This window comes from Xanthomonas sp. NCPPB 3583, assembly GCF_041475715.2.
In the GTDB taxonomy this organism is placed as follows: Bacteria; Pseudomonadota; Gammaproteobacteria; order Xanthomonadales; family Xanthomonadaceae; genus Xanthomonas; species Xanthomonas euvesicatoria.
In genome coordinates, this window is the sequence record NZ_CM191263.1 from 2440775 (window position 1) to 2467327 (window position 26553).

Annotated in this window: 23 protein-coding genes; 16 read left to right on the forward strand and 7 right to left on the reverse strand. The window is 62.5% G+C overall.

Annotated features, from left to right (window positions below):
- Nucleotides 1-4: 4 nt before the first annotated feature.
- Nucleotides 5-1102, reverse strand: a complete 1098-nt coding sequence (locus tag ACCQ07_RS10675) for a UvrD-helicase domain-containing protein (protein WP_074053034.1) — start codon at nucleotides 1100-1102, stop codon at nucleotides 5-7.
- Nucleotides 1080-2660 (reverse strand): ATP-dependent nuclease, encoded by a 1581-nt coding sequence (locus ACCQ07_RS10680; RefSeq protein ID WP_074053033.1) that lies wholly within the window; start codon nucleotides 2658-2660, stop codon nucleotides 1080-1082. The genes ACCQ07_RS10675 and ACCQ07_RS10680 overlap by 23 nt, the downstream gene beginning before the upstream one ends.
- Nucleotides 2661-2934: 274 nt before the next feature.
- On the opposite strand from ACCQ07_RS10680, the gene ACCQ07_RS10685 reads away from it, so the two are divergent.
- Complete coding sequence (locus ACCQ07_RS10685; protein WP_046932571.1) at nucleotides 2935-3987, forward strand: DNA-binding protein; 1053 nt, start codon at nucleotides 2935-2937, stop codon at nucleotides 3985-3987.
- A gap of 20 nt (nucleotides 3988-4007) precedes the next feature.
- Here the strand turns inward: ACCQ07_RS10685 and ACCQ07_RS10690 are convergent, their stop codons facing one another.
- The gene (locus tag ACCQ07_RS10690) at nucleotides 4008-4766 is read right to left on the reverse strand and encodes a hypothetical protein (RefSeq protein ID WP_223866275.1); all 759 of its coding nucleotides are present in this window, start codon (nucleotides 4764-4766) and stop codon (nucleotides 4008-4010) included.
- A 120-nt stretch (nucleotides 4767-4886) separates the two neighbouring features.
- Here ACCQ07_RS10690 and ACCQ07_RS10695 point away from each other — a divergent pair, with 120 nt between their 5' ends.
- The 9 genes from ACCQ07_RS10695 (at nucleotide 4887) to ACCQ07_RS10735 (ending at nucleotide 14014) form a co-directional block, all read left to right on the forward strand.
- Entirely contained in the window at nucleotides 4887-5237 is a 351-nt protein-coding gene (locus ACCQ07_RS10695) for a helix-turn-helix domain-containing protein (protein WP_046936731.1), read from the forward strand.
- A 176-nt stretch (nucleotides 5238-5413) separates the two neighbouring features.
- Complete coding sequence (copL, locus tag ACCQ07_RS10700; protein WP_046932580.1) at nucleotides 5414-5833, forward strand: transcriptional regulator CopL; 420 nt, start codon at nucleotides 5414-5416, stop codon at nucleotides 5831-5833.
- Nucleotides 5834-5946: 113 nt separating this feature from the next.
- Nucleotides 5947-7815 (forward strand): laccase-like oxidase CopA, encoded by a 1869-nt coding sequence (locus tag ACCQ07_RS10705; protein WP_046932582.1) that lies wholly within the window; start codon nucleotides 5947-5949, stop codon nucleotides 7813-7815.
- Nucleotides 7812-9080: a copper-binding protein CopB gene (locus tag ACCQ07_RS10710; RefSeq protein ID WP_046932584.1), complete on the forward strand. Its 1269-nt coding sequence runs from the start codon at nucleotides 7812-7814 to the stop codon at nucleotides 9078-9080. The genes ACCQ07_RS10705 and ACCQ07_RS10710 overlap by 4 nt, the downstream gene beginning before the upstream one ends.
- A gap of 12 nt (nucleotides 9081-9092) precedes the next feature.
- Nucleotides 9093-9935 (forward strand): c-type cytochrome, encoded by an 843-nt coding sequence (locus tag ACCQ07_RS10715; RefSeq protein WP_260294941.1) that lies wholly within the window; start codon nucleotides 9093-9095, stop codon nucleotides 9933-9935.
- A 70-nt stretch (nucleotides 9936-10005) separates the two neighbouring features.
- Nucleotides 10006-10548 carry a DUF411 domain-containing protein gene (locus ACCQ07_RS10720; protein WP_182688821.1) on the forward strand — a complete coding sequence of 181 codons (543 nt, stop codon included), beginning with the start codon at nucleotides 10006-10008 and terminating at the stop codon, nucleotides 10546-10548.
- A 130-nt stretch (nucleotides 10549-10678) separates the two neighbouring features.
- Nucleotides 10679-13015 (forward strand): heavy metal translocating P-type ATPase, encoded by a 2337-nt coding sequence (locus ACCQ07_RS10725; RefSeq protein ID WP_230429239.1) that lies wholly within the window; start codon nucleotides 10679-10681, stop codon nucleotides 13013-13015.
- 28 nt (nucleotides 13016-13043) lie between these two features.
- Complete coding sequence (locus ACCQ07_RS10730) at nucleotides 13044-13358, forward strand: hypothetical protein (protein WP_074053006.1); 315 nt, start codon at nucleotides 13044-13046, stop codon at nucleotides 13356-13358.
- Between the two features lie 74 nt (nucleotides 13359-13432).
- Nucleotides 13433-14014 carry a DUF305 domain-containing protein gene (locus tag ACCQ07_RS10735; RefSeq protein ID WP_221208397.1) on the forward strand — a complete coding sequence of 194 codons (582 nt, stop codon included), beginning with the start codon at nucleotides 13433-13435 and terminating at the stop codon, nucleotides 14012-14014.
- Here ACCQ07_RS10735 and hutG read toward each other — a convergent pair.
- The 4 genes from hutG to hutC are packed head-to-tail and all read right to left on the reverse strand — an operon-like array spanning nucleotide 13962 to nucleotide 18880.
- The gene (gene hutG, locus ACCQ07_RS10740) at nucleotides 13962-14924 is read right to left on the reverse strand and encodes a formimidoylglutamase (RefSeq protein WP_230434463.1); all 963 of its coding nucleotides are present in this window, start codon (nucleotides 14922-14924) and stop codon (nucleotides 13962-13964) included. The genes ACCQ07_RS10735 and hutG overlap by 53 nt on opposite strands.
- Nucleotides 14921-16459 (reverse strand): histidine ammonia-lyase, encoded by a 1539-nt coding sequence (gene hutH, locus ACCQ07_RS10745; protein WP_074053009.1) that lies wholly within the window; start codon nucleotides 16457-16459, stop codon nucleotides 14921-14923. Before hutH ends, hutG begins: the two co-directional genes overlap by 4 nt.
- Nucleotides 16456-18147 (reverse strand): urocanate hydratase, encoded by a 1692-nt coding sequence (gene hutU, locus ACCQ07_RS10750; protein WP_372364089.1) that lies wholly within the window; start codon nucleotides 18145-18147, stop codon nucleotides 16456-16458. Before hutU ends, hutH begins: the two co-directional genes overlap by 4 nt.
- A gap of 7 nt (nucleotides 18148-18154) precedes the next feature.
- Nucleotides 18155-18880, reverse strand: coding sequence for a histidine utilization transcriptional repressor HutC (gene hutC, locus ACCQ07_RS10755; RefSeq protein ID WP_046932594.1), 726 nt, complete (start codon nucleotides 18878-18880; stop codon nucleotides 18155-18157).
- Here hutC and ACCQ07_RS10760 point away from each other — a divergent pair.
- The 6 genes from ACCQ07_RS10760 (at nucleotide 18879) to ACCQ07_RS10785 (ending at nucleotide 26470) form a co-directional block, all read left to right on the forward strand.
- Nucleotides 18879-19430 (forward strand): CopL family metal-binding regulatory protein, encoded by a 552-nt coding sequence (locus tag ACCQ07_RS10760; RefSeq protein WP_372364090.1) that lies wholly within the window; start codon nucleotides 18879-18881, stop codon nucleotides 19428-19430. The two genes, hutC and ACCQ07_RS10760, sit on opposite strands and share 2 nt — an antisense overlap.
- A 117-nt stretch (nucleotides 19431-19547) precedes the next feature.
- The gene (locus tag ACCQ07_RS10765) at nucleotides 19548-22268 is read left to right on the forward strand and encodes a TonB-dependent receptor (RefSeq protein ID WP_074053012.1); all 2721 of its coding nucleotides are present in this window, start codon (nucleotides 19548-19550) and stop codon (nucleotides 22266-22268) included.
- A 68-nt stretch (nucleotides 22269-22336) separates the two neighbouring features.
- Entirely contained in the window at nucleotides 22337-23026 is a 690-nt protein-coding gene (locus ACCQ07_RS10770; protein WP_074053013.1) for a PepSY domain-containing protein, read from the forward strand.
- A 35-nt stretch (nucleotides 23027-23061) separates the two neighbouring features.
- Nucleotides 23062-24849, forward strand: a complete 1788-nt coding sequence (locus ACCQ07_RS10775; RefSeq protein WP_306677703.1) for a 2Fe-2S iron-sulfur cluster-binding protein — start codon at nucleotides 23062-23064, stop codon at nucleotides 24847-24849.
- A 119-nt stretch (nucleotides 24850-24968) separates the two neighbouring features.
- The gene (locus ACCQ07_RS10780; protein ID WP_230434466.1) at nucleotides 24969-25532 is read left to right on the forward strand and encodes an RNA polymerase sigma factor; all 564 of its coding nucleotides are present in this window, start codon (nucleotides 24969-24971) and stop codon (nucleotides 25530-25532) included.
- On the forward strand, nucleotides 25529-26470 hold the full coding sequence (locus tag ACCQ07_RS10785) for a FecR family protein (RefSeq protein WP_074053015.1): 942 nt from the start codon (nucleotides 25529-25531) through the stop codon (nucleotides 26468-26470). The genes ACCQ07_RS10780 and ACCQ07_RS10785 overlap by 4 nt, the downstream gene beginning before the upstream one ends.
- Nucleotides 26471-26553: the final 83 nt, after the last annotated feature.

A 26553-nucleotide genomic window follows, 5' to 3' on the forward strand; every position in this document is an offset into this window, starting at 1 on the left:
GGCTCTATGCGTCTGCACTGGCAGGCGCATAGAGCTGATGACCCGGCAAAGCGCACGCGCCGGCATACACAAAGGCCACGCTTTGCCGCGCCCGGGTGAAGGCTACGTAGTACTTCGGTGGCGCGGTGATGCGCGCCGCATCGGCCGTGCGCAGGTACTGCGTCAACGGCCCATTGGGGAAGATAAGGACCCGACTGTAGGTGCGGCCCTTGCTCTGCCCGAAGTTCACCGCAGGCATTCCGTCGCAGGTTTGCCGCCGGTCATGCCGGAGCACGGTAGGGGCAAACTCCTGCATGTACGCGGCAACATCCCCTGGAGCGACGAGGAAGATGCCATCGTGCCCGGTGACCTCGCCATTGCCTGATTCGGTGCGGGGCATCTGCGGATAGAGCGTGTCAGCCATATCGCACAGGGCCTGGACGCAGCGCAGACTGATGAGACGGTGGTCGAGCTGGCATAAGCCGTCCGACTCCCAGATCTGGAACAACGCCGCCAAGTTCGGTCCGCGATATTGACTATGCCTTTGCGCATAGTTGGTGGCATACGTCGTCTGGCGCGTATCACCCACCAACGTGATGGCGATATCGCTCTTCAACAGCCGCTCGACCAGATCCAGATCAAAGCCGGCCAGGTCCTGAACTTCGTCGATGTAGAGCTCGTCGTACATGGCCGCCAGGCGTGCCATGACCTGACCTTGGGTCAGCTCATCGCAGCGCACAGCAAAGTCGGCGGCCCGGTCCGAATACATCCGGTTGCCTGCCAGGTAGTGGCGCGCCACCTGGGTGCGTGGAGCCCGGTTGTTGGTGACACCTTCTACGAACAGGATGGTCTCGATACGAGGCTCAGGGCACAGTGCCGCCTGGTACGGGCGGATGCACTGGCGCAGCAGGAAGCCATACCAGCTGTGCAAGGTGACATGCGCGGGGACCGCACCGGCGTGGACCTCAAACGAGCGCCGGATCTCTTCTAGATTCTCCAGCGTGTAGGTGACAATCGCGATGCGACGCTCGGGCCGCTCCAAGGCCTGCCGGACCAGCAACGTGGTCTTGCCCGATCCGGCCGCTGAGAGCAGGACCCGGTTAGGTGATGGCACGCTGGACATAGTCCGGGAACCTGATCGAGTGCGGGCTGTTGAAGATTGCCAGGGCCGTGTCGGTCTTGTGACCTTTCATGTACTTGAGCAACGCCACCTCATCGGCGAAGGTCTTGCCCAGCACGGTGTTGAGCTCAGCCAGCGAGTTGGCTTTGATCAGCTGCTCTTCCAGCGATGGGGCACTTTCGTCGGAATCGTAGTAGATCGCGGTAAGGTGCTCGGCGTAGCGAGCCTGCACAACGGCGATGTCGCCATCGTTGTCGGTGATCACCTTGGCCTGAATTTTCAGCCGATCTGCAATCTGCAAGAAGCGTTTGAATGCCAGCGATTTGACCGAGATGATGTCCACGCCATGGGCCATCGGCGCCACGCCGTGGTGGTCGCTGTAAGCACGCTGCACGATCAGCTCATCGGACGGCCCTTCCACCAGGATCGCCTGTTTGGCCAGGATCAGCCGCAGCGTGTCGTGGCCAGGCAGCTTCATGAAATAGTCGTGCGTATCGGATGGCAGCTGGTCCAACTTCATCTGGCCCTGCGCGCTGAACAGGATCACGTTGTCCACGCCCAACTTGTTCAACACGAAGCTGCTGTGGGTGGCGATGATCACCTGCTGCGCGGTGGAGAGGGCCGCAATCTTGTCGATCAGCTGGGTCATGCTGGAATAGGACAGGTGGTTCTCCGGCTCCTCTATCAGCAGCACGTGGGCGGCGCCTGCCGCGTGCATTGCCAGCTTCATCTTCACCGCGCTTTGTTCGCCCTTACCTGCCTGGGTGAAGGGGAGCTCATCCAGGTACGGTGACAAGCTGGTTTCCCACGTTGAGCGCGGCGATGTGTCCACGCCCACCGTCAACGCTCGGTGGCTGATGTCCCCGGTGTGCTCGGTCAAGTAGGCATTGATCGCCGCCACATCCGCTTCTTCGGAAAAACTCTGCCGCATGCGGCGGAAGCTCAGCGACAGCGAGACGCGCTGCGCAGGCGTCAGTGCTTGTTCGATGATGCCAGCGATATAGCGATCGGCACCGGACAGGGTCTTGATGCCGTGCGTGTCGATGATGGTCGAGTCGAACGGAATGCTGCGGGCGGTGACGCCATTGTTGGCAAAGGAGTACCAGCGCACCGTGTAGTACTCCACCGGCAGGCTGACCGCGCCCTGGTGCTGCTGCAGGTAGGCGTTGAACTCCTCGCGGTAGTCGTCGTTGAGCTCGACCAGCAGCCGGATGCCAGCGGTATCCAAGCGCAACGAGTTGTTGGTGCCGCGCAACGAGGCCAGCGCGGCGTCTCCTCCCAGATACGCTTCGATGGAGATCCGCGGCGGCGAGGCCGGCTTGCCCGCTGCAAGCGCCGCCAAGTACTCCTGCACCGTCGGCTGATGGAACAAGTAGGGCGTGAGCTCGTAGGCGAGGTTGCGCCCATGCAACTGGCCGGTGACCACCGCGTGGATGGCCTCCAGCAGGGTGGACTTGCCAACCTCGTTGTCGCCCACCACTAAGTTCATGTGAGCGTTGAGGGGCAGGTCCAGATGGCGAAACGACTTGAAGTTGTCGATGACGATGCGTTCGATCGGCATGCACAGTCCTTTGATGGCCAACGAGCTCGGCGGCGGAGCCTACCCGCACCTGGCTGGCCTCCTTTCCGCTCTGGGCCATACTACCCAGCGATCGTCGGTCCTGGGCGGTTTCGTACTGTTTGGGTGGCTGGGAAGGGCCGGAATGGGCATTACGCGGGATAATTCAACATTATCCCGTATTAAATATTCAGCCGACGAACGGTCATCTGTCCGCTTCAATAGTATGTAATTACATGGTATGTAATACATTACGAAATAGTTAGAGGGCGGTACCATGGCGCGCGCAGGACTTTATAAGGGGAATGTCCAGAAAGCGCGTGACGCGCTGCTGGCCCAGGGCAAGAAGCCTTCCGTGGACGCGGTTCGGGTGGCTCTGGGCAACACGGGCTCCAAGACCACGATCCATCGCTACTTGCGTGAACTGGAAGAGGAGGAGGGTGGCGGTCCGGCACGTTCGGTGGCCGTGAGTGAGGCCCTGCAAGACTTGGTCGCACGCCTGGCTACGCGACTTCAAGAAGAAGCGGAGACGATCCTCACCAGGGAGCGAGAACGCCATGGGGCCGAACTCCAGCGTCAGCAACAAGCGCTTTCCACCGCCCAACAGGAAGCCGCTGCCCTGGGCAGTCAGCTGCAGCGCACTGAGACCAGCTTGACGCAAGAGCAAGCCGCTCACGCCCTAATTCAGCAGAATCTGGGCGAAAAGGTCGCGGAAATCGCCCAGTTGAATGAGCGCATCGCCGGCATGACGGTGCGGCTGGCTGATCACGAGGCGCATACGCGCTCTCTGGAGGACAAGCATGCCCACGCCCGGGAAGCGCTCGAGCACTACCGCACTTCAACCAAAGAGCAGCGCGAGCAAGAGCTTCGCCGTCACGAGCATCAGATCCAAGAGCTGCAAGTAGCCTTACGTCAGGCCAATGAAGCCTTGGGCGCGAAGAATCAGGAGCTGTTGGTGCTTAACCGCGACAATGGCCAATGGCTGGAGCGCCACGGGCGGATTGAGCGTGAGCTTGCCCAGTTACGACAGGTCCACGAAGGCCAACACAGCGAGATCGTGGCGTTGCGCCAGACCGCGACGGACCATTTGGCACTGCAGGAGCGCTGGAAGACTGACGCCAAGGCCTTGGATGCCATGCGCAGCGAGCTAGCTCAAGTCCAAGACACCCTTGCGCGGGAGCGTGAGCGCCGCCAGAGCGCTGAAGCCGATGCGTTGCGTGCCAACGCGCGTCTTGAAGCGCTGGAGCCCCTGCTGAATCAACTGACGCCGGCACAAAACACGGTGAAGAAACCCCGGCGAAGCAGTAGGCAGGATGGGGGGGCGGACTAGCGAGGCTACTCGTTTGCCTGCTAGCAGCCGGCGTTGCGCTCCCCCGTCCAGTACGCCCATTCCATAGGAACCACCCAGTCTACGAACAGCTTTGCTACTGAGGACTCCGGCGCCAGATGGTAGGGCTTGAACATGCCTTGCTGGGGCGAACTGGTCATCAGGTAGCGCAAGCGCTTCTTGACCTCCTGAAAGATGGCCTCGCGCACATGGGCGCTGTCGTGCACGCCAAGACGCATTGCCACCGACGCGCCTTGGCGTACCGCCGCCCAGCAACAGTAACGCCACTGCGCGATCGGCAGACCCCGCGGTCCGGATTGAAATACGAACCCCACATCACGTGCCCAACCTGGATCGAAGTGATGTTTGAGCAATTGCTGCTCTAGAAACTGCTCGGTCTCCCAGAGTGCAAGTTCATCCCACAGCTCCAGTTTCGCATCCGCCAGTTCTACATCGCGTGCCATATCGCCGAGTTGGTCTTCCAGCACCGGGAGCAGGTGCCTGCGCTCATGGGTAGACCAGGCGAAAGCCCATTGCAGATCTTCGATGGGCGTGACCTCGGCATCGGGTCGGATCTGCCATCGATCCGCTGGCCAGGGAACTTGGATCAGGGCCAAGTCTCGCAAGGCGTCCAGCACCAGCAAGGTGGAGCGGCGTGTGGGCGCCACCGGTATGCGTCGTAGCTGCGCGGTCAGCAGCGCGGCCAGGAAAAGGGTGCCACGAAGCCCCAACTCCTCGATGCTGGCGACCCCAGATGGCGTCATTGACGAGGTTCCGGGCATGCGGGTTCCGGGGGTGAGGGAGCGGCGTGGCTCCTGGCGATGGCAGCGCTACCGGGGTCGCCGGTTGCCTCAAAGCTAAGAATATCTTAGTATGCAAGGCAGGGTACATCCGCCATCCTTATGGGGTCTCCATGGGGTGCGCGCGTGACTTTGTCCGTCGACTCAACACCGACCTTCGCTCGACGCCTCAAACAAGCCCGCCTGCACACGGGCTTGTCGCAGAAGGAGTTGGGCATCCGGGCCGGTCTGGATCCTCACGTGGCCAGCCCCCGAATCAACCAGTACGAGCGTGGCAAGCACGAGCCGAAGCTGGAGACCGCTGAGCGGTTGGCTCAAGCCTTGGGGATCCCCGCCGCGTTCCTGTACACCGATGATGATCTGCTGGCCAAGTTGCTCCTGCGCTGGGGCTCGCTCAGCAAGCAACAGAAGCGCGAACTGGTGAAGCTGATCGAGAGCACATCCGAGAAGTAGGCCGTGCGGTCGCTCGCTTTATGGGCAGCACTTCGCTTCAACCCGGTCCTTGGGAGCGCTCCCGGATGGAACATCAGTAGGCGCGGCGAGCGCGACTAACGGGGCGCGGCATCTCAGGCCTGCCTGAGATTTTGTTCACGACCGATACACGCGCGCCTTGTCTAAAGTGATTTACCATGTCGCCCGTGTCAGCCTCCTCACTTCTACTGCGACTGCTCCTGATCGCCATGCTCGTGCTTAACGGGGCGTGGTCGGCGTTTGCGTCGGTCAGTATGAATCCGGTGATGGAAGAGCAGGCCAGTGAAGTGGCTGCCGCTGTGCAAGTCGACGAGGACTGCGTCGCCCATCACAGTGCTGAGCATCATCCCGATGCCACATCGATTGAAATGGCTGGCACTGGGCACGGCGATCATGCCGGTCCCGACTGTTGCAAGTCGTCTGCGTGCCGGTGCGCCTGCGTGCACGCGTGCGCGAGCGCATTGCCTGCGCGCCTGCATATTGCCGTACAACTGGCCTTGGGCCTGGATGTCATGCCGCTGCCGTTGGGGCATCCGGCACCCGCCTTGCCTCATCTGATCCGACCACCGATCGGCTAAGCGTCCCTAGGCGCCGCAATGGCGCCGTTGGTGTGGTTTGCGTGCCTGTTTAGGCCAGCCACCCGCTCTGTACCACCGCCTGCCGGTGGCAACACGACGCTTGGAGCATTTTCATGTCGCATGATGATTTTCGTGGTCCACACGGTGGACCGCTGCTGCCTTCGAGGCGGCGATTTGTCCAGGGCTTGGCCTTGGGAGGCGCAGTCGCAGGATTAGGGTTCTGGCCCAAGGCCAGTTGGGCGCTCAAGGGCCCGGGACAAGCCAACGTACTGTCGGGCACCGAGTTCGACCTGACCATCGGCGAGACGCCGATGAACTTCACCGGCAAGACCCGCACCGCGATCACGGTCAACGGATCCGTTCCGGCGCCGTTGCTGCGATGGCGGGAAGGCACCACGGTCAACCTGCGTGTCTCCAATGCATTGCCGGCCAATTCCCTCCATGGCACGGACACTTCCATCCATTGGCACGGCATCATTCTGCCGGCCAACATGGACGGCGTGCCGGGACTGAGCTTTGACGGCATCGGACGTGGTGAGACCTACCACTACCGGTTCACCCTGCATCAGGGCGGCACCTACTGGTACCACAGCCACTCAGGTTTCCAGGAACAAGCAGGGCTTTATGGACCGATCGTGATCGATCCACTGGAGCCAGAGCCTTTTAGCTTCGATCGCGACTACGTCGTGATGCTGAGCGATTGGACAGACCTGGACCCGGCGGCCCTGTTCGATCGTTTGAAGAAGATGCCGGGCCATGACAATTACTACAAGCGCACGGTCGGCGATTTTGCACGCGATGTGAAGCGCAACGGTCTGTCGGCCACGTTGGAGGATCGCAAGATGTGGGGCGTGATGCGGATGACGCCCACGGATCTGTCCGACGTCAACGCCAACACCTACACCTACCTGATGAACGGCACGACCTCTCTGGGCAACTGGACAGGTTTGTTCCGCAGTGGCGAAAAGGTGCGTCTGCGTTTCATCAATGGCTCTGCCATGACGTACTTCGATGTGCGCATTCCGGGGTTGAAGATGACCGTGGTGGCGGCAGATGGCTTGTACGTCCATCCGGTTTCCGTCGACGAGTTCCGCATTGCAGTAGCTGAAACCTTCGATGTGATCGTGGAGCCCTCCGGGCAGGACGCATTCACCATCTTTGCCCAGGACTCCGGTCGCACCGGCTACGTCAGCGGCACGCTCGCCGTGCGCGAAGGACTACGCGCGCCTGTTCCGCCTGTGGATCCCCGGCCGCTGCTGACGATGGCAGACATGGGCATGGATCATGGATCGATGGATATGTCTGGCGGCAGCAAGGGCATGGAAGGCGGCTGTGGTGCGGCCATGGGTATGCCCGGCATGGCCCCACCTGCCAGCGGTAACGAGACCTCGGCCCATGCAGGCCACGCGATGCCCGCCGCCGGCGATGGTGCCATGGCCGGCATGCAGCACGGGGGCATGCAATCACACCCTGCCAGCGAGACCAACAATCCCCTGTTGGACAACCAAGCCATGAGCGTGACTTCGCGCTTGGACGATCCGGGCAATGGCCTGCGCGATAACGGCCGTCATGTACTGACGTATTCCATGCTCAAGAGCACCTTTGAAGACCCTGACGGACGCGACCCCGGTCGCGAGATCGAGCTGCATCTGACCGGACACATGGAGAAATTCTCCTGGGGTTTCAATGGTCAGAAGTTTTCCGATGTCGAGCCGCTGCGGCTGAACTACGGCGAGCGCATGCGCATCGTGTTGGTCAACGACACGATGATGACCCATCCGATCCATTTGCATGGCATGTGGAGCGATGTGGAAGACGATAACGGCAACTTCATGGTGCGCAAGCACACGGTGGACATGCCGCCGGGTAGCCGACGTACGTATCGCGTGCGTGCCGATGCGTTGGGCAGCTGGGCGTTCCATTGCCACCTGCTTTATCACATGGAAGCCGGAATGATGCGCACGGTGAGGGTCGACGAATGAACATCAATAGACGCGATACCACCCTGACTGCGCTGACGCTGGCTATCTCGCTGGCCCTGGCCAGTGCGGCCAGCGCCCAATCCATGCAGCACGGCTCCATGCCGATGGGGCAGAGCGCGCAGACCCAGACGCAGGATCACTCTGCACATCAGGCGCCGACATCAAAACCTGCGCCCACCCAAAAGCCTGCAACACCGGCCAAGACCAGCGAAGCGACCATCGATCATGCGGCGATGGGTCATCCCGCGCCACCGGCTAAAGCAGCCGAGCCTGCGATGCAAGGGATGGACCATTCCAAGATGGGGCACGGCTCGCCTCCAAGTACGCCTGTAGCGCCCAAAGCGCAGACGCAGTCGATGCAGGGCATGGATCACAGTCAGATGGCACAGCCCGCTGCAGCCGACACCTCCATGACCACACCTGCGATGCAGGGGATGGACCATTCGCAGATGGGGCATGGTTCGCCCGCACCCGCTACGCCAGAAGCGGGTATGCAATCAATGGAAGGCATGGACCACAGTCAGATGGGACACGGGTCTGCAGCGCCAACGCAGCCGCGCACCCCGATTCCGGCGGTGACCGAGGCTGATCGTCAGGCGGCCATCGCGCCCGCACACGCGCATCCGGTGCATGACAATTCGATCAAGAGCTATGTACTGCTCAATCGCCTGGAAGCCTGGGATGCCGATCCTGGAACCGGGCTGGGTTGGGAGGGTCAGGGCTGGATCGGTACGGACCTCAATCGCGTCTGGTTGCGCAGTGAAGGCGAACGCACAGATGGTCAGACAGAATCGGCTGATCTGGAAGTGCTCTACGGCCGCAGTATCTCCACGTGGTGGGATGTGGTGGCCGGTGTGCGCCATGACTTCAAGCCGGGGGCTTCGCAGAACTTCGCCGCTATCGGCGTACAGGGCTTGGCACCGATGAAGTTCGAAGTGTCCGCCACAGCCTATCTCGGCGAAGGCGGCCAGACTGCCGCCAATGTCGAGGCTGAGTACGAACTGCTGCTGACCAATCGGCTGATCCTACAGCCGCTGGTGGAGGTCACGGCGTATGGCAAGAACGATCCACTGCGCGGAATAGGTTCGGGTCTGAGTACCGCTGAGGCGGGCCTGCGACTTCGTTATGAGTTCACCCGAAAGTTCGCTCCCTACATCGGCGTGGTGTACGAGCGTGCGTTTGGCAATACCGCAGACATGCGACGCGAGCATGGCGAGTCCTTTGAAGACACGCGCTTGGTCGTCGGCCTTCGTACCTGGTTCTAAGGGGAACTGACAATGAAATCCAACAAAAAGATGTGGGTATGGCTCGGTGCCGGCGTGGGATTGGTTGCGGTCGCGGCAACTGCCACGGTCTCTCTGGGCGTGTACAACGTGGCCGCCGACGATCCGCATAGTCGCCCGGTGTATGCGCTACTTGAAACGGCGCGCGAGCGTTCCATTGAGGTGCGCGCCGCCAAGCTTCAGGTGCCCACGAACCTGGATGATCCTGAGCGTATCCGCCAGGGTGCGGGCAACTACAACGCCATGTGCGTGACCTGCCATCTTTCGCCTGACGCGGCGGCCACCGAGATGAGCAAGGGCCTGTACCCCGCGCCACCAAACCTAAGCAAACAGCCGGTCGCTCCAGCTGAGGCGTTCTGGGTGATCAAGCACGGCATCAAGGCCAGCGGCATGCCCGCGTGGGGCGGCAGCATGGACGATGAGTTCATCTGGAACATGTCGGCCTTCCTGCAGAAGCTGCCCACGCTGGACAAGGCCGGCTACCAGGCATTGGTGGCCAGCAGTGATGGCCACTCGCACGGTGGCGGTGAGACCGGCGGGCACTCGCATGGCGAGGAAGCGGGTGCGGATCACCATGGCAGCGGTGATGGCGAAGAGATGGGTGATGACCATGGCCAGGGTCATGAAGCAGGTGGAATGGGCATGGACATGAGCAAGCCTAAGGAAGGCACCACGCATGTGCATGCCGACGGCAAGACGCACGTGCATGCGGCCGAGCCGGCCAAGCAACCGGCGCAGGCCAAATCCGAGGGCGAGCACGATCAGCACGGCTCCATGCCAGCCAAACCAGTCGAGCCAGCTCCCAAGGCCGATGACGGCCACGATCACCAGCATTGATCCCTTCATGGAGCTGCCCCGGCTCCACGCCCGAGCGCCTCGGCGCTCGGGCATCTCTTGAGGACGCATGATGAATACTTCTCGCAGCTGTCTCTTTCTGCTGACCACGGCCTTGTCGCTGACCGCATGCGCGCGCCCGGAATCGGCTGTCAGTACAGAGGCGGCATCGGCCGCTCAATCTCCGACATCGGCGGCTGCGCAGCAGGTCGCTCAACCGCAGCGTCCGTTGCCGTTGGTCAAAGTACATAAGAGTGCAACCTGCGGTTGCTGCCAACTGTGGGTGGAGCATCTGGAGAAAGCAGGATTTACGGTTGAGGTGCACAACAGCGAAGACCTCAACCCGATCAAGGCGCGCTTGGGCGTTCCTTATGGACGCGGCTCGTGCCATACCGCCGAGATCGATGGCTACATCGTCGAAGGTCATGTGCCGGTGCAGGACATCCTGCGCCTGCTTCGTGAGCGCCCGGTAGGCCGTGGATTAGTGCTACCGGGGATGCCCGCCGGTTCTCCTGGTATGGAGATGCCCGACGGACGTGTTCAACCCTATACGGTGGAATTTGTACTGCCCGACGGCACCACGCAGCCTTACGTCCTGCACGGTCAACGCAGCTGACAGTTTGCTCGCGATCCCTTCTTCCAGACCAGAGTGATCCATGTCCCCTCCTTCCCACGATGAAGCCGGCAAGGCGATGCCGCAGGATGCCAGCGATGGTCCAGACTCGGTGCGTGATCCGGTATGCGGTATGCAGGTCTCTGCGGTTAGAACGCCCTACCACGCCCTGCATGGCGGAACGAAGTATCACTTCTGCTCAGCCAAATGCCGAGAGCGGTTCATCACCAATCCCGTCCGCTATACGGACGATGCTCCCCAGCAAGTTGAAGTGACCGCCCCAGCAGCGGTGGCCCAACCCAGCGGTACCCACGCCACGGTCTACACCTGCCCGATGCATCCGCAGATTCGTCAGCCGGGTCCCGGCACCTGTCCGATCTGCGGCATGGCGCTGGAGCCGGAGATGCCCTCGCTGGAGGAGGACGAAAATCCAGAGCTACGCGATTTCACCCGAAGGTTCTGGTGGACATTGCCCTTGACCTTGATCGTCCTGGTCTTGGCCATGCTGGGACACCGTCTGCCCGGCTTGTCCACGCAGGCGCGCACCTGGATTGAGCTCGTGCTGAGCGCTCCAGTGGTGCTCTGGGCGGGGTGGCCATTCTTTGAACGCTGCCTGCAGTCCATCGGCAATCGCAGCCCCAACATGTGGACGCTGATCGGCATCGGCGTAGCCGCCGCGTTTGGCTACAGCGTGGTGGCCACCGTTGCACCGGGCCTGTTTCCGGACTCTTTCCGCGAGCATGGACGGGTAGGGGTCTACTTCGAGGCGGCAGCGGTCATCGTCTCGCTCACACTGCTCGGACAGCTGCTGGAACTGCGGGCGCGTTCCAAAACCTCGGCGGCCATCAAGTCCCTGCTGGGATTGGCGCCCAAGACGGCTCGCCGCGTCAAACCCGATGGGGGCGAAGAGGACGTTGCGCTGGATCACGTGCACGTGGGTGATCTGCTTCGCGTACGACCGGGCGAGAAGGTGCCGGTCGATGGGGAAGTCATCGAAGGCCGCACCAGTGTTGATGAGTCGATGCTGACCGGTGAACCCATTCCGGTGGAGAAGGCTGTCGGTGATCACGTTATAGGCGCCACGCTCAACGGGACCGGCGCCTTGGTCATCCGGGCGGACAAAGTCGGATCCGGGACGGTACTGGCGCAGATTGTGCAGTTGGTAGCCCAAGCCCAGCGCTCCCGCGCGCCGATGCAGCGTATGGCGGACAAGGTGGCGTACTGGTTTGTCCTGGCCGTGCTGGCCACGGCGGTGCTCACGTTCTTCGGATGGGGTCTGTTTGGACCCGAACCGTCCTGGACCTTTGCCGTCCTCAATGCGGTATCGGTTCTGATCATTGCGTGCCCGTGTGCCCTGGGTTTGGCTACCCCCATGTCGATCATGGTCGCCACGGGCCGCGCTGCACAGGTCGGGGTCCTCTTCCGCGATGCTCAGGCGATCGAACAGCTACGTCTGATCGACACGTTGATCGTGGACAAGACCGGTACGTTGACCGAGGGGCGTCCAGCCTTTCGCGACACGCTCTCCTACGCCGGTTTCGATGCCGATCAGATCCTCAGCTTGGCTGGCAGCTTGGAGCAGGGCAGTGAGCACCCCTTAGCCGAGGCCATCGTGGCGGAAGCCCAGCGACGTGGCTTGAACCTGATGGCCGCCCAAGATTTTGATTCGCTCACCGGCCAAGGCGTCCGCGGGCGCGTGTCCGATCAGGATGTCGTGCTCGGCAACCAAAGCCTGATGGCGTCGGTTGGCGCCGATGTAGCACCTTTGCAAAGCAGCGCCGAGCGTCTTCGTAAGGAAGGCGCTAGCGTGATGTTCCTGGCGGTCAATGGTCGGTTGGCCGGCGCCATTGCGGTGGCTGATCCCATCAAAGCCACAACCTTGCCTGCCTTGAACCTGCTACGTGCCGATGGCCTGCACGTGGTGATGGCCTCTGGTGACGCACAGGCGACGGCCGAGGCCGTGGGGCGCACGCTGGGCATCGAGGATGTGCGTGGCGGCGTCAAACCTCAGGACAAGGCCGAACTGGTCCAGCAACTCAAAGCCCAGGGTCGTCGTGTGGCCATGGCTGGCGACGGCATCAACGATGCGCCGGCCCTGGCGGCAGCCGATGTGGGCATCGCGATGGGGACGGGCACGGATGTGGCCATGTCCAGCGCCCAGCTCACCCTGGTCAAGGGTGATCTGAGGCGCATCGTGCAAGCCCGTGCCATCTCGTCTTCGACGGTGGCCAACATGAAGCAGAACCTGGGCTTCGCCTTCGTCTACAACGCCATCGGCGTGCCTATCGCCGCCGGCCTGCTGTATCCCAGCTTCGGCCTTTTGCTCAGTCCGATGATGGCGGCCCTGGCCATGAGCCTGAGCTCGGTTTCGGTGGTCACCAATGCCTTGCGTTTGTCCGGCTCCACCGTTGTTTCCACCCCCCACCCTGACCGCGCCGATGAGCCTGCGCGCGGCCATTCCTGTCACTGATGGCTCATATCCCACAAGGAGTACTGCAATGAAGCGTTATGCCTCCCTCTCGATGATGGCCCTGTTTCTGATGGCGGGCGCGGCCTTCGCCGGCGGCCAGACCACCACGCCCACCACCGACCACGGTCAGCACAAGCCGATGGACCACAAGAAGCAGGAGCATGGTCAGCACAAGCCGGCCGCGGCCGATACCGATTTCACCAAGCTCGATACCAACAAGGATGGCACACTGTCCAAGGAAGAATTGGCCAAGCACAAGCTCGCGCCGCACTTCGGCATGCTTGATGGCAACAAGGACGGCAAGCTGAGCCCGCAGGAATTCGCTGCCGGCAAGGGTATGTAACTGCTATCTCCCCGGGGGCTGGTTCCTTGGCCCCCGGGATTCGGCGATGTTCTGCCATTCCCACGGAGATCGACATGTCTTCTTCGCACGGTAAGCACGAAAGCACGCACACGCAGCATTCAGAGCAACACGCCTCGCACGGAAGTTCCGGTCAGACGCATAAGGGCCACTACGGTCGCCTGCTGCTGATGATGGCCTTGTCGTTTCTGGCCATGTACGCCCTGATGTATGCCATGGTCGATCAGTTGGCCAACGTCTATCACAACGTCAACCAGTTCTACATGGCAGGGCTGATGGCCGCGCCGATGCTGTTGATCGAGCTTTGGCTCATGTCCAGCATGTACCCCGATCGTCGTCGTAATCTGATCCTGGCCAGCGTGACCGTGGTGTTCATGCTGTTCTGCTGGTGGGGAATTCGCACGCAGGCCGCGGTGACAGATCGGCAGTTCATCCGCTCCATGATTCCACATCATGCCGGCGCCATTCTGATGTGCGAGGAAAACCGCCTGAAGGATCCCGAGCTGGTCAAGCTCTGCCAGGAGATCATCACCTCGCAGAAGCAGGAGATCGCCCAGATGAAACAACTTCTGGCTGAGCGCTCCGCTAGCTCACTGCCTTTTGCCAACCGGTATCACCCCACTGAGCCTGCGCGCTGACCATGCGGTGGATCAAGCGCGCAGCCACACGTGCGGTGGCCTGATCCGGATCCAGCGGCGGACACAGTTCCGCCACGTCGACCACACGTACCTTGCCCGAGGCCATGACCAGATCCAGCAGGGCTTCCAGGACCTCCAGACTCACCCCGCGTGGGTTGGGGGCACTCACGCCCGGGGCCACCGCCTGTGGGAGCACGTCCAGGCACAGCGTCAGGTAGATAACGTCAACCGCATCACACCACGCACGCAGAACCTCAGCCTGTGCCTGCCAATTCCAGGTGCACAGCACGTCATCGGTGAGGTAATGGACGCCTTCGCGGTTGGCCGTGGCGAATAGACGCGGCGTGTTGCTGGATCGACTTACACCGATGCAGTGATACTGCAGCGGGGTGCTAATGCTGCGGGCATGCTCCAGTGCTTGCAGGAAGGGCGTGCCCGAGCTTGCACTGCCTTGCTCGCGCAGATCAAAGTGTGCGTCGAAGTTGAAGATACCGATGCGAGCCTTGGATGCGCCCAGGTGTCCGCGCAGTGCGGCGTAGCTGGCATACCCGATCTCGTGACCGCCGCCCAGACCAATCACCCAATGCCCCTGATCCAGCAGTTGCTGCGCTCGATGCGAGTAGTGGGCCTGCGCCAGCTCCAATGCCTGATCCGCGCAGGTGATGTCGCCCGCATCGTAGAGCGGAGCGCAGTGGAGCACGGGTAGGTTCGCCAAGGCGTTGCGAAGTGCACCGGGCCCTTGTGCGGCGCCCAGTCGGCCGGCGTTGCGACGAATCCCTTCATCGCTGGCAAATCCCAGCAGGGCAATGCCGGGCGCCTCAGGCTGCGGGTCCAAGGCCACCCTTTGGTGCCAGCGTTGCGTATCGGCGGTCGCCGGCGGGTCCACGCGTCCGTGCCAAGCCAGATTCACGCGCGCAGATCCTGCAGCGGCCAATCCAGGAACGCGCGCAAACCGCCCCGCTCGATCAAGGCTTCCATCGCCTGCATTTCCGGGGCCAGATAGCGATCCTCATCGTAGCGGGGCACCTCGCTACGCACCTGCGCATGCACTGCCTCCAATGCTTGCGAAGACGCCAGTGGCCGCCTGAACTCGATGCCTTGGCACGCGGCGAGTAGCTCGATGGCCACAATCCGGCGCACGTTGTCGGCCACCTCGCGCGACTTGCGCGCGGCGAAGGTGGCCATGCTGACATGATCCTCCTGATTGGCCGAGGTCGGCAGGGAGTCCACGCTGGCCGGGTGGGAGAGGGTCTTGTTCTCGCTGGCCAGGGCGGCCGCGGTCACGTGCGCGATCATGAAGCCGGAGTTCACGCCCGGATTGGCAACCAGGAAGGCGGGTAACCCGGAGATCGTGGCATCGATGAGTAGGGCGATGCGCCGTTCCGACAGGGCGCCAATCTCGGACACCGCCATCGTCAGCTGGTCCGCGGCAAAGGCTACCGGTTCGGCGTGGAAGTTGCCGCCGGAGATCACCTCGCCGGTGTCGGTGAACACCAGCGGATTGTCGGAGACTGCGTTGGCTTCGGTTAGCAGCACGTGGGCGGCGTGCTGCATGACATCGCGCACCGCCCCCATGACCTGAGGCTGACACCGAAGGCTGTAAGGGTCTTGCACGCGGGTGTCGTTGTGAAGGTGCGATTGGCGAATGGCGCTGTCGGCCAGCAGTCGCTGGTAGTGCGCGGCCACTGCTATCTGGCCAGGCTGGCCACGCACGGCGTGGATGCGCGGATCGAACGGAGCATCGGAGCCGCATGCCGCATCCACGCTCATCGCGCCCGTTAGCACGGCGGCCGCATAGACTTGTTCGGCGGCAAACAGCGCCATCAGCGCAATGCCCGTGGACACTTGGGTGCCGTTGAGCAATGCCAGCCCTTCCTTGGCTGCCAGTCGGATGGGAGCGATCCCAGCGTCCTGCAGGGCCTGGCTGGCCGACAGGATCTGCCCGTCGACGCGTACCTGGCCTTCGCCCATGGCCGCCAAGGTCAGATGCGCCAAGGGGGCCAGATCACCGGATGCACCGACTGAGCCTTGGGAGGGAATACAGGGCCAGATCCCGGCGTTGTAGATCGCGATCAGGGTAAGCAGGGTCTGCTCGCGTACACCGGAGTAGCCTCGCGCCAGGGAAGCGATCTTGGTGGCGAAGATCAGGCGCACGCAGGCATCGTCGAGCAATGGCCCCATGCCCACGGCGTGCGAGCGCACCAGGTTGGTTTGCAACTGTTCCAGCTGCTCGCGCGGGATATGGACTTTGGCCAGCTTGCCAAAGCCGGTGTTGATGCCATAGGCCGGCTCGCCGGCGGCCACGATGGCCTGCACGGCCTGCGAAGAGGCGCGGACGTTGTCCCAGCAATCTGCGTCCAAGGCGATGGGATCAGTCCCTTGCGCGATCTGCCGCAGTTGGGCCAACGTCAGCTGGCCCGGTGTCAGGGTAAGCATGCGATTCACTCCAGAATGGCCGGCAAGGTCAGGCCATACTCACGGGCACAGGCCAGTGCCTGCTCGTAGCCCGCGTCGGCGTGGCGCATCACGCCCGTGGCCGGGTCGTTCCACAGCACGCGCGCCAGCCGGCGGTCGGCTTGCTCGGTGCCATCGCACACGATGACTACGCCTGAGTGTTGCGAGAACCCCATGCCGACGCCGCCGCCATGATGCAGGCTCACCCAGGTGGCACCGCCACTGGTAGCCAGCAGCGCGTTGAGTAGCGGCCAATCCGAGACGGCATCGGAGCCATCGCGCATGCCTTCGGTTTCACGGTTGGGGCTGGCTACCGAGCCGCAGTCCAGGTGATCGCGTCCGATGACGATCGGTGCCTTGAGCTCGCCATTGCGCACCATTTCGTTGAAGGCCAGCGCGGCCTTGTGGCGCTCGCCCAAGCCGAGCCAGCAGATTCGCGCGGGCAAGCCCTGGAAGGCAATGCGCTCGCGGGCCTGGTCGAGCCAGTGGTGAAGATGCGTGTTGTCGGGAAACAGTTCCTTGACCTTGGCATCGGTCTTGTAGATGTCTTCGGGATCCCCGCTCAAAGCCACCCATCGGAACGGGCCCATGCCGCGGCAGAACAGCGGACGGATACATGCAGGCACGAAGCCGGGGAAGGCAAAGGCATTGTCCACGCCCTGATCCAGCGCCACCTGGCGGATGTTATTGCCGTAATCGATCGTCGGCACGCCCATGGCGTGGAAATCGAGCATCGCGCGCACATGCGTGGCACACGAGGCCGCGGCAGCTTGCGCCAGCTCGCGTCGCTGACCATCGTCACCGCTGCGGGCCTGTTCCCACTGTGAGAGGGTCCATCCGGCGGGCAGATAGCCATTGATCAGATCGTGCGCCGAGGTTTGATCGGTCACGGCGTGAGGGCGGGGACCTCCATTGCGCGCACGCGCGACGAACTGCGGCAGCAGTTCAGCGGCATTGCCCAGCAAGCCCACCGATACCGGCGTCGGGCTGTGTTCGATGATCTGCAAGGCTTCATCGATGGAGTAGGCCTTGTGGTCGACATAGCGCGTGCGGATACGAAAATCGATCCGAGACTCCTGACACTCGATCACGATGCTGCTGGCCCCGGCCAAGGTCGCCGCCAGCGCCTGCGCGCCGCCCATGCCGCCCAACCCCGCGGTGAGGATCCATTTGTTCGTCCAATTGCCAGCGTAATGCTGGCGCCCCAACTCCACGAAGGTTTCGTACGTCCCCTGGACGATGCCTTGGCTGCCGATGTAGATCCAACTGCCGGCCGTCATCTGGCCGTACATCATCAAGCCCTTCTTATCGAGCTCGTTGAAGTGCTCCCAGGTCGCCCAGTGGGGTACGAGGTTGGAGTTGGCGATCAGCACGCGAGGTGCATCGGGGTGCGTGCGGAACACGCCGACGGGCTTGCCCGACTGGACCAACAGCGATTCGTCGTCCTCAAGCGATCGCAACGTTTCCAAAATGCGATCAAAGCTTTTCCAGTCGCGCGCAGCACGACCGATGCCGCCGTAGACCACCAGGTCTTCCGGGCGCTCGGCGACATCGGGGTCCAGATTGTTCTGGATCATGCGGTAGGCCGCTTCGGTCAGCCAGCTCTTGCAGTGCAGCTGGGTGCCGATCGGAGCGCGCACGGTACGCGCAGGGGAAGCGGAGCGTTCCAAGGTATCCATCAAATCCTCAGGGAGTCAGGGGGGCGCCAACCTGGAAGGTGCCCACAAAGCGGTAACGAGATGCCGGGTGAATCAACCGCACAAAGCTGGCCACCTGTCCGCGCGACCACGTACGTCGGGTCAGCACCAGCAACGGATCGCCTTCGTTGATCTTCAGTTGCGCGGCCAGACGCTTGCTGGCCGTCTCGGCTTCGATCACATGTTCGGCGCGCTCCAGCGGCGCAACGCGCATCAAGTACTGATGCGGAATCTCGGTGTGGAAATCGATGTCCAGGTAATCCGGCGCCACGCTGGGTTGCACAAAGCGATCCTCCAACTGCACGGGCTTGTCATCGCTGTGGTGGAGCAGGCGGCTGTGGAACAGCTCCGTGCCCGGTGTCAGGCCGAAGTTGGTCGTCACACTGGAGCGCGCCTCGACCGTCTCGCAGATCAATACCTGGACCGAGTGTGTCTGGCCGCGGGACTGAATCTCTTCGCGAATGTTGCGCACCTCGAACATCGCCGATTCGGCCTTGGGCCCGGCGACGAACGTGCCCACGCCTTGCACTCGGGTCAGCACGCCGGCATCGGTCAACTCGCGCAGCGCTCGATTCACTGTCATGCGAGACAAGCCGAACTTGGCCGTCAGTTCGTTCTCGCTGGGGACGCGACTGCGCGCGGGCCAGTCGCCGTTGGTGATGTGACGCAGGATGAAGTGCTTGAGCTTCTGGTAGTGCGGCTTGGGTTCGTCCATGGGCCAAGCATTACATGTCTATACAACCAGTCAAACCACTTTCGATGCTGTGCTGCACAAGCAGTTGACACTAAGAATTTCCTCGTGCTATTGCTGTGGTATAGACAACCTGCGGGTTCGCCACACGCTCATGTCGTCGCTTCGCGTGCTACTGCGTATGTTCCTGATCCTCGTGCTCTGCGCGGATGGGATCCTGAGCGCGCAGGCCACCACGCGGATGGCCGTGCGGCATATTCCTCCCCCAGGTGCGGTGAATGGCACCCACTCGGTGCACGGCGGCGCGCGTGTCAATGAACGCGCCAAGATTAGTAACGATTGCAACAAAATTCGTCCCGGTGGCAAGCAAGCCGGGCAGGGTGATCAGAACGATCATCAGTGCGACTGCAGCACCACCTCCTGCGACTGCAGCTGTGTGCTCACCTTCTTCGCCGGGCGTGTGCCGGTCATCTTTGCCGCCCAGCACGCCCTGACGAGCACCTACCTACCTACGCCTGAGTTGCCGCCGCTGCGACGACAGGTATCCCGGCTGTTCCGACCTCCCATCGGCTAATGCTGCTTGGTCGCCATTGATTGGCGACGTCTACGCACGCCCTGATGTCGCATAGGCCCCCACGTCTGGGGCACCAGGGTCATACGCATGCATTGCCCTTCGGGGGAGAGAGAACCCATGTACTTCAAGCGCAATCCTTTGGCGGTATCCGTCGGTGCCCTTCTGTGCGCCGGTTTTTCCACGGTGGCCCTGGCTCAGCAGGCTGAACAGGGCGCCACGAGCGAGTCGGCCAAGACGCTGGACACCGTCCAGGTCACCGGCAGCCATATCAAGCGACTGCAGCTCTCCGGTGTTGGTCCGGTCAGCGTGGTTGATGCCGAAGCCATCGAGCGCTCCGGCGCCACGTCGGTGGAGACGCTGCTGCAGCGCCTGCCGGCCTCGGCCGGTTTCGCCGGCAGCCAATCCAATGCCTACTGGGCCGAGAACGGCTACGGCACTACCCAGGTCAATCTGCGCGGCCTGGGCATCAACCGCACGCTGGTTCTGCTCAATGGTCGTCGTGTGGTCAATGGTGGCACCGGTGCCAACAGCTCGGTGGACCTGAACATCATCCCGGTAGCGCTGATCGAGCGGATCGAGGTCCTCAAGGACGGTGCCTCAGCCATCTACGGTGCCGATGCCGTGGCGGGCGTGGTGAACATCATCACCAAGAAGAACTACGACGGTGCCGAGGCGGCAGTGCGGTACGGACAGACCTTCGAAAGTGATGGCGAAGAAAAGTCGTTCGATTTCGCCTGGGGTATTACGTCAGACCGCGGTTCGTTGATGGCCGGCATCAACTACTCGGAGACCGGCACGGTCAACATGGCCTCACGCGCACCGTGCGGCTTGGGTGAGGTCGACGGGCAACTCGAATGTGTGGGCAGTTCGGCCACCATCGGTGGGCGCGCATTGCTAGCCGACGGCTCGCGCGTGAACTTCAATCAGGATCCCAATGGTGACGGGGATTTCTATGAACCGTATTCGGCGGCCAAACATAACTACAACGGCAATCCCTATCTCAATGCCGTCAATCCGATCAAGCGTTTGAGCTTCAGCCTGTTCGGCGACAGCACGGTGAATGAAACCACGCGCGTGTTCACCGAGTTGATGTTCACCAACCGCCAGTCCGACCAGTTGGCCACGCCCGGCAGCCTGGGTGTCTATCGCCCGATCAACATCGCGGCCAGCCACCCGACCAACCCGACCGGCCAAGACCTGCTGCTGCAGCGCCGCCGTCTGGAAGAGGCCGGCCCGCGCGAGTTCTTCCAGGAAACCAATACCTTCCGCGTGGTCGCGGGCATTGAAGGCCAGTTGGGCATGAACTGGGACTGGTCGGCCGCGCTGAACTGGGGGCGCAACACCGGTGTGGATGGCTCGACCAATGTGGCCAACCTGGACCGGGTGGATGACACGCTCAATACCGCGGTGTGCAGCAACACGCCCGGCGCGGCGATCCCCTGCGGTGACTATCTCGGCTACGGCGACCTGACCCCCGAGGTGCTCAACTACATCCTGTTCAGGACGCGCGATAACGGCGGTAATGACCAGAAAAGCTTCACCGCCAACATCAGCGGCCAGCTATTCGAGATGCCGGCCGGTTGGGTGGGCTTTGCCTCCGGCATCGAGGTTCGCAAGGAGCGTGGTTGGCGCGATCCTGATCCGCTGACGGTGCTGGGCATTGCCAACACGAACCAACAGGATCCGATCGCCGGTGAGTACACGGCCAAGGAAGCCTTCGCCGAGTTTGCCGTGCCGCTGCTGCAGGACAGCGTGATCGCCGAGAGCCTGACGCTCAATGCCGCCGTGCGCTACTCCGACTACGACCTGTTCGGGGAAGACGTGAACTACAAGGTAGGCCTGGATTGGCAGATCGTGCCGTCCTTGAAAGTGCGCGCCAACTACGCCACGGCTTTCCGCATCCCCAACATCCCCGAGTTGTTTGGCGGCGTGGCCGAAGGCAACCTGACCACGACCGATCCCTGTAGCGGCTGGAGTAGCTTGCCGGCTGATTCGGTAGTGCGTCAAAACTGCCAGTCGTACGGTGTGCCGGCAGGTTACGTGCAGCCGGGCAACACGATCCTCACCACCTCTGGCGGCAATCCTAACCTGGAGCCGGAGGATGCCAAGTCCCTGACCGTGGGTGCGGTCTGGACCCCGAGCTTCCTGCCGGGACTGACGCTGACGGTGGACTACTTCAACATCAAGATCGACAACGCCATCCAGCGCATCGATGGCTCAACCAAGCTGTCGATCTGCTACAACACCCCGGGCTTGGCGCATCCGTTCTGCGGCAATGACAACTTCACCCGCAACCCGATCACCGGTGAAGTGGACTTCCTGTCGTCCCAGCCGGTCAATGCCGCCAACGAGCGGGTACGGGGCATCGACCTGGGCGGTCTGTACGAGTTCGCGGTCGCTGGGTTCGATTCGACTCTGAGTGTGGATGTGTCCTACCTGGACCAGTACGACGTGCGGCCGTTCCCGGGCGCGGAGGTGATCGAGTACGCCGGCAAGATCACCGGTGGCCGTGGCAGCTTCACTCACTGGCGCGCCTTGACCTCGCTGACGATGGAGCGCGAAGCCTGGTCCGGCTCATACAGCTTGCAGTACATCGGCAAGGCGGATGACATCAACGCCAGCCCCGGCGACATTGGCGATCATGCCCCCAGCGTGACCTACCACAATGTCCAGCTCAAGTACGCACCGAACAAGACCTTCGATGTGTCCTTCGGCATCGACAACCTGTACGACAAGAAAGCCCCGTTCATCCAGAGCTACACCGACGCCAATACCGACACGATGACGTATGACCTGCTGGGTCGTCGTTGGTATGCACGCGTGGGTTACCACTGGTAAGGCCCGCTTCACCTGTCCCCGTCCGTGTGACGGGGGCAGGTGTCGTCTTCCTGTCGAACGAGATCACTATGAAATCGGCTTTCTGGGCGCGTAAGGCCCACAAATGGATTGGCCTGATCATCGGCGTGCAAGCGCTGCTGTGGATGATCAGCGGCGTGTACATGACGGTCATTTCCTTGGACATCATCCATGGCGATCACCTGGCCCATGCGCATCAGCAACCGCTGGTCGCACCCACGCACTTGTCAGGTGAGGAGTTGCAGCGCCGCTACCCGGGCATGACCCAGGTCAAGCTCAAGCGCCTGCTAGAGCGGGATGTCTATGAGATCCATGCCCACGACAAGATCTACCTGCTCGACGCTACGACCGGCCAGGTGCTCTCGCCGGGCGATCAGCAAATGGCGATCGCGCTGGCTAAGGCGGTGTACCAGGGCCAAGCGCCGGTAGCCCGGGTTGAATGGGTGACGCAGGCGCCGCAGGAAGTCGCCACGCGCCCGGTTCCCATGTGGGCCGTGCACTACGCCGATGCCGGTGAAACGACGTTGTACTTCTCGCCCTATAGCGGCGAGTTGCTGGCGCGGCGGCACAGCCTGTGGCGTTGGTTCGATTTCCTGTGGATGTTCCACATCATGGACTACGAGGCGCGCTCGGACGTCAACAACACTCTGTTGCGCGTGGCCTCGGCGGTCGGACTGGTGTTCGTGCTCAGTGGCGCCTGGCTGTTGTTCTACAGCTTTCGCAGGAGGGCCGCAGCATGACGCCCTGGATGAGAACGCTGCACAAATGGGTCGGCTTGATCATCGGCCTGCAGTTGCTGCTTTGGATGGCCAGCGGCGTGATGATGAGTTGGTTGGACCACGATCAGGTGCAGGGCCATCAGTTCCAGGCCCATGCGCATGCCGCGCACGACTGGCCCGCCAACGCCCGATCGCCGGCCAGCTTTCTGGGTGGCAACAAGAAGATCAGCCGCGTGAGTTCTGGCTGGCTGTTGGACACGCCGGTGTACCAATTGGCCGATGCGCAAGGTGTCACCTTGGCCAACGCCGTTACGGGCCAGCCGATCCCCTTGGATTCGGCCTGGGCCACCCGCCTGGCTCAGGCCTCCTACACCGGACCGGGCACGCTGAAAGCGCCGCGCCTGTTGGAGTGGAGCGGGGAGGTGCGCGATCACGAGGGGCGTCTGTGGCGTGTGGACACCGATGACACGCAGGACACCACGGTGTACCTGTCTGCCCAGACGGGCGAAGTGCTCTACCACCGCAACAAGACCTGGCGTCTATTCGATGTGTTCTGGATGTTGCACATCATGGACTACACCGGGCGCAAGAACTTCAACAACCCGTTGGTGGTCACTGCCGCGATCGGCGGTCTGTGGTTGGCCCTGACCGGGATCTGGCTGCTGTTTGCCAGCTTCCACTGGAGCGAGTTCGTGCCGCGCCGCTGGCGTCCGGCCCGCGAGTTGTCGGTATTCGGTCCGGACGGGACACGGCTGCGCACCGTACGGGCGTCGGCAGGCGACAACGTCTACGTCTCGCTGGCACGCGAGGGCGTGCAACTGCCGTCCAACTGTGGAGGAGGGCAGAGCTGTGGTCTGTGCGAGGTGCGCTTCCGCGGCGCGGCGCCCAAAGCCACCGCGGCCGATCGCGCCCACCTGGGCGCCAGCAAGGTCAAGATGGGCTATCGCCTGGCCTGCAACCTGGCCGTGACCGAGGACACCGATGTCGAGGTGGCCGGCGGGGCCAGCCTGTGGACCGAGTATGCGGCCACCGTGGAGCAGGTTACGGCAGTGACCCCGTTCCTGCGCGAGATCGTGCTCAAGCCCGACGAGGCTGCCGGACCGGAGTATCAGCCCGGTGCTTACCTGCAGGTGCACGTGCCCGATTACGACGTGCCTGTTCACAAGTTGGTGCGACCCGAACACCACCATCAGGATTGGGCCGGCGTGGATCTGCCGGAAAAGCTGGTCAATCGCGAACCGGTCCGTCGGGCCTACTCCTTGGCCTTGCCCATTGATCAGGCGCAGGGTCGTCTGACGTTGCTGGCGCGCTTCAGTCCCGGCAGATCGGACAAGAAGCGGCAACCGCCGGGCAGGGGATCGACCTACCTGTACACGCTCTCGCCGGGGGATCGGGTTTCTTTCAGCGGCCCCTTCGGCGACTTCGCGCTCAAACCCCACGGGCGGGAGAAAGTGTTCATCGGCGGCGGCGCTGGCATGGCGCCGCTGCGCGCGATGATTCGGACGCTCTTGGCGGGGCAGGGCGGTGAGCGGATCCACTTCTGGTATGGCGCACGCAGCCTTAAGGAGGCACCGTACATCGAGGAGATGGAGCGCCTGGCCCAGCAGCACGAGAACTTCAGCTGGCACTTGGTGCTGTCAGATGAAGCGCAGAACGACGATGCGCTCTTGAGGGGTCTGGTTCACGAAGTGGCCCACGATCGTCTGCTCAAAGCCCATCAGGCCCTGGCTGATTGCGAGTTTTACCTGTGCGGACCGCCGGCCATGCTCAAGGCCACCCGAGAGCTACTGAGCAGGCTGGGGGTACCCGACAGCCAGGTGGCGTACGACGACTTCAAGATCTGATCCCAGCGCCCGCCGGCCAAGCAGGCCGGCGGGCGCCGCGGTGTACCGGATTTCCTGACCGCGCTCGTCCCAGTGAATGGACGTGCCTGAGCCTGCCCGATGAATCAGCGAGCACCCTGGTGACCACCGCACTGGATGAGTGGTTCATCGCCCATGTCTTGCCGCTGGAAGGCCTGATCCACGCCTTTCTGCGCCGGCATGGGCATGAGGACAGCGAGATTCCTGATCTTCGGCAGGAGGCTTACACACGCATATACGAAGCCGCGCGTCGGGGTCTGCCGTCGCAGGCCAAACCTTTTGTCATGACCACCGTACGCAACCTGCTCATTGATCGCATCCGCCGCTCACGCATCGTGTCCATTGAAGCCATGGCCGATGTCGAGCAGGCGGTGATGCAGAGCGATGAGGTGACGCCGGAGCGGCATCTGGGCGCACGCGATGAGTTGCGGCGCCTCCAGCAAGGCCTGCAGAAACTGCCCACCAAATGCCGGCAGATCGTCGAGCTTCGCAAGATCTACGGCTTGAGCCAACGCGAAGTGGCCAGCCGCCTGGGCATTGCCGAAGATACGGTGGAGCGCCAGACGTTGTTGGGCATGCGCGCATTGGCGGACTTCATGCTTGGCGGTACCGGCAAGATTCAGCGCCCGGCCCGGCGCTTCAACAAGGAACGTTCGCACCCATGAGCCCGCACAACGACATCGAACAAGTTGCTGCGCAGTGGATCAATCGCGCCCAATCTTCGCAGTGGACCGCGCAGGACCAGAGGCAGCTTGATGCTTGGTTGGGGCAGGATACGGCCCATCGTGTGGCCTGGCTTCGTTTGAAGTCGGTCTGGGATCGAGCCGATCGACTGGCGGCCGTGCGCGGCGTGCAATCACCTCGCACGCGGCGTTGGGCCTCACCGGTGCGTTGGTCAGTGGCCGCGGCGGTGGCAATGCTGGCCGTACTGCTGAACATGCCCTGGTGGGGGCCGGGTACTCGCTACACCACCGAGGTTGGGGGGCGGGAAGTCGTGGCCTTGTCGGACGGTTCGCGGGTGGAACTGAATACGCACACCGAGCTCCGCGCGCAGGTGGATCCCTCGCTGCGCCATGTATGGCTGGACAAAGGCGAAGCCTTCTTCGACGTAAAGCCAGACCCTGCGCATCCGTTTGTGATCCATGCCGGCGACCACAAGGTGGTGGTCTTGGGAACGAAGTTCTCCGTCAGGCAAGAACGCGAGCGCCTGGAAGTGGCGGTGCTGGAAGGCAAGGTGCGCGTCGAGCCGATGGTGGCCAAGCCCGGCCGCCCGCCCGTGATCGTACAGGGCGGCGGTTTGCTGTACAGCAAACCGGCCGGAACTCTCGTAGCGGTGAATGCGCAGGACAAGGTGCGGCGATCCCTGAGCTGGCGCCATGGCACATTGGAGTTCGATCAATCCACCTTGGCCGATGTGGCAGCCCAGTTCAATCGCTACAACGAAAAGCAGCTGGTGCTGATGGATACGGAAACCGCCCACATGCGCGTGGGTGGCAGCTTCGATGCCGCCGGGGTGGATGCCTTCGCGCGACTGCTGGCCACGGGCTTCAATCTGCGCGTAGAGACACACGGCGATCAGATTCGTGTCTCGCAACCGCATTGAATCGCCTACAGACATCAATCTGAAATATTTCATACCGGAACTGCGTCGCCATCTCGTCTCAGACATAAGGCCGATTTGCGCCG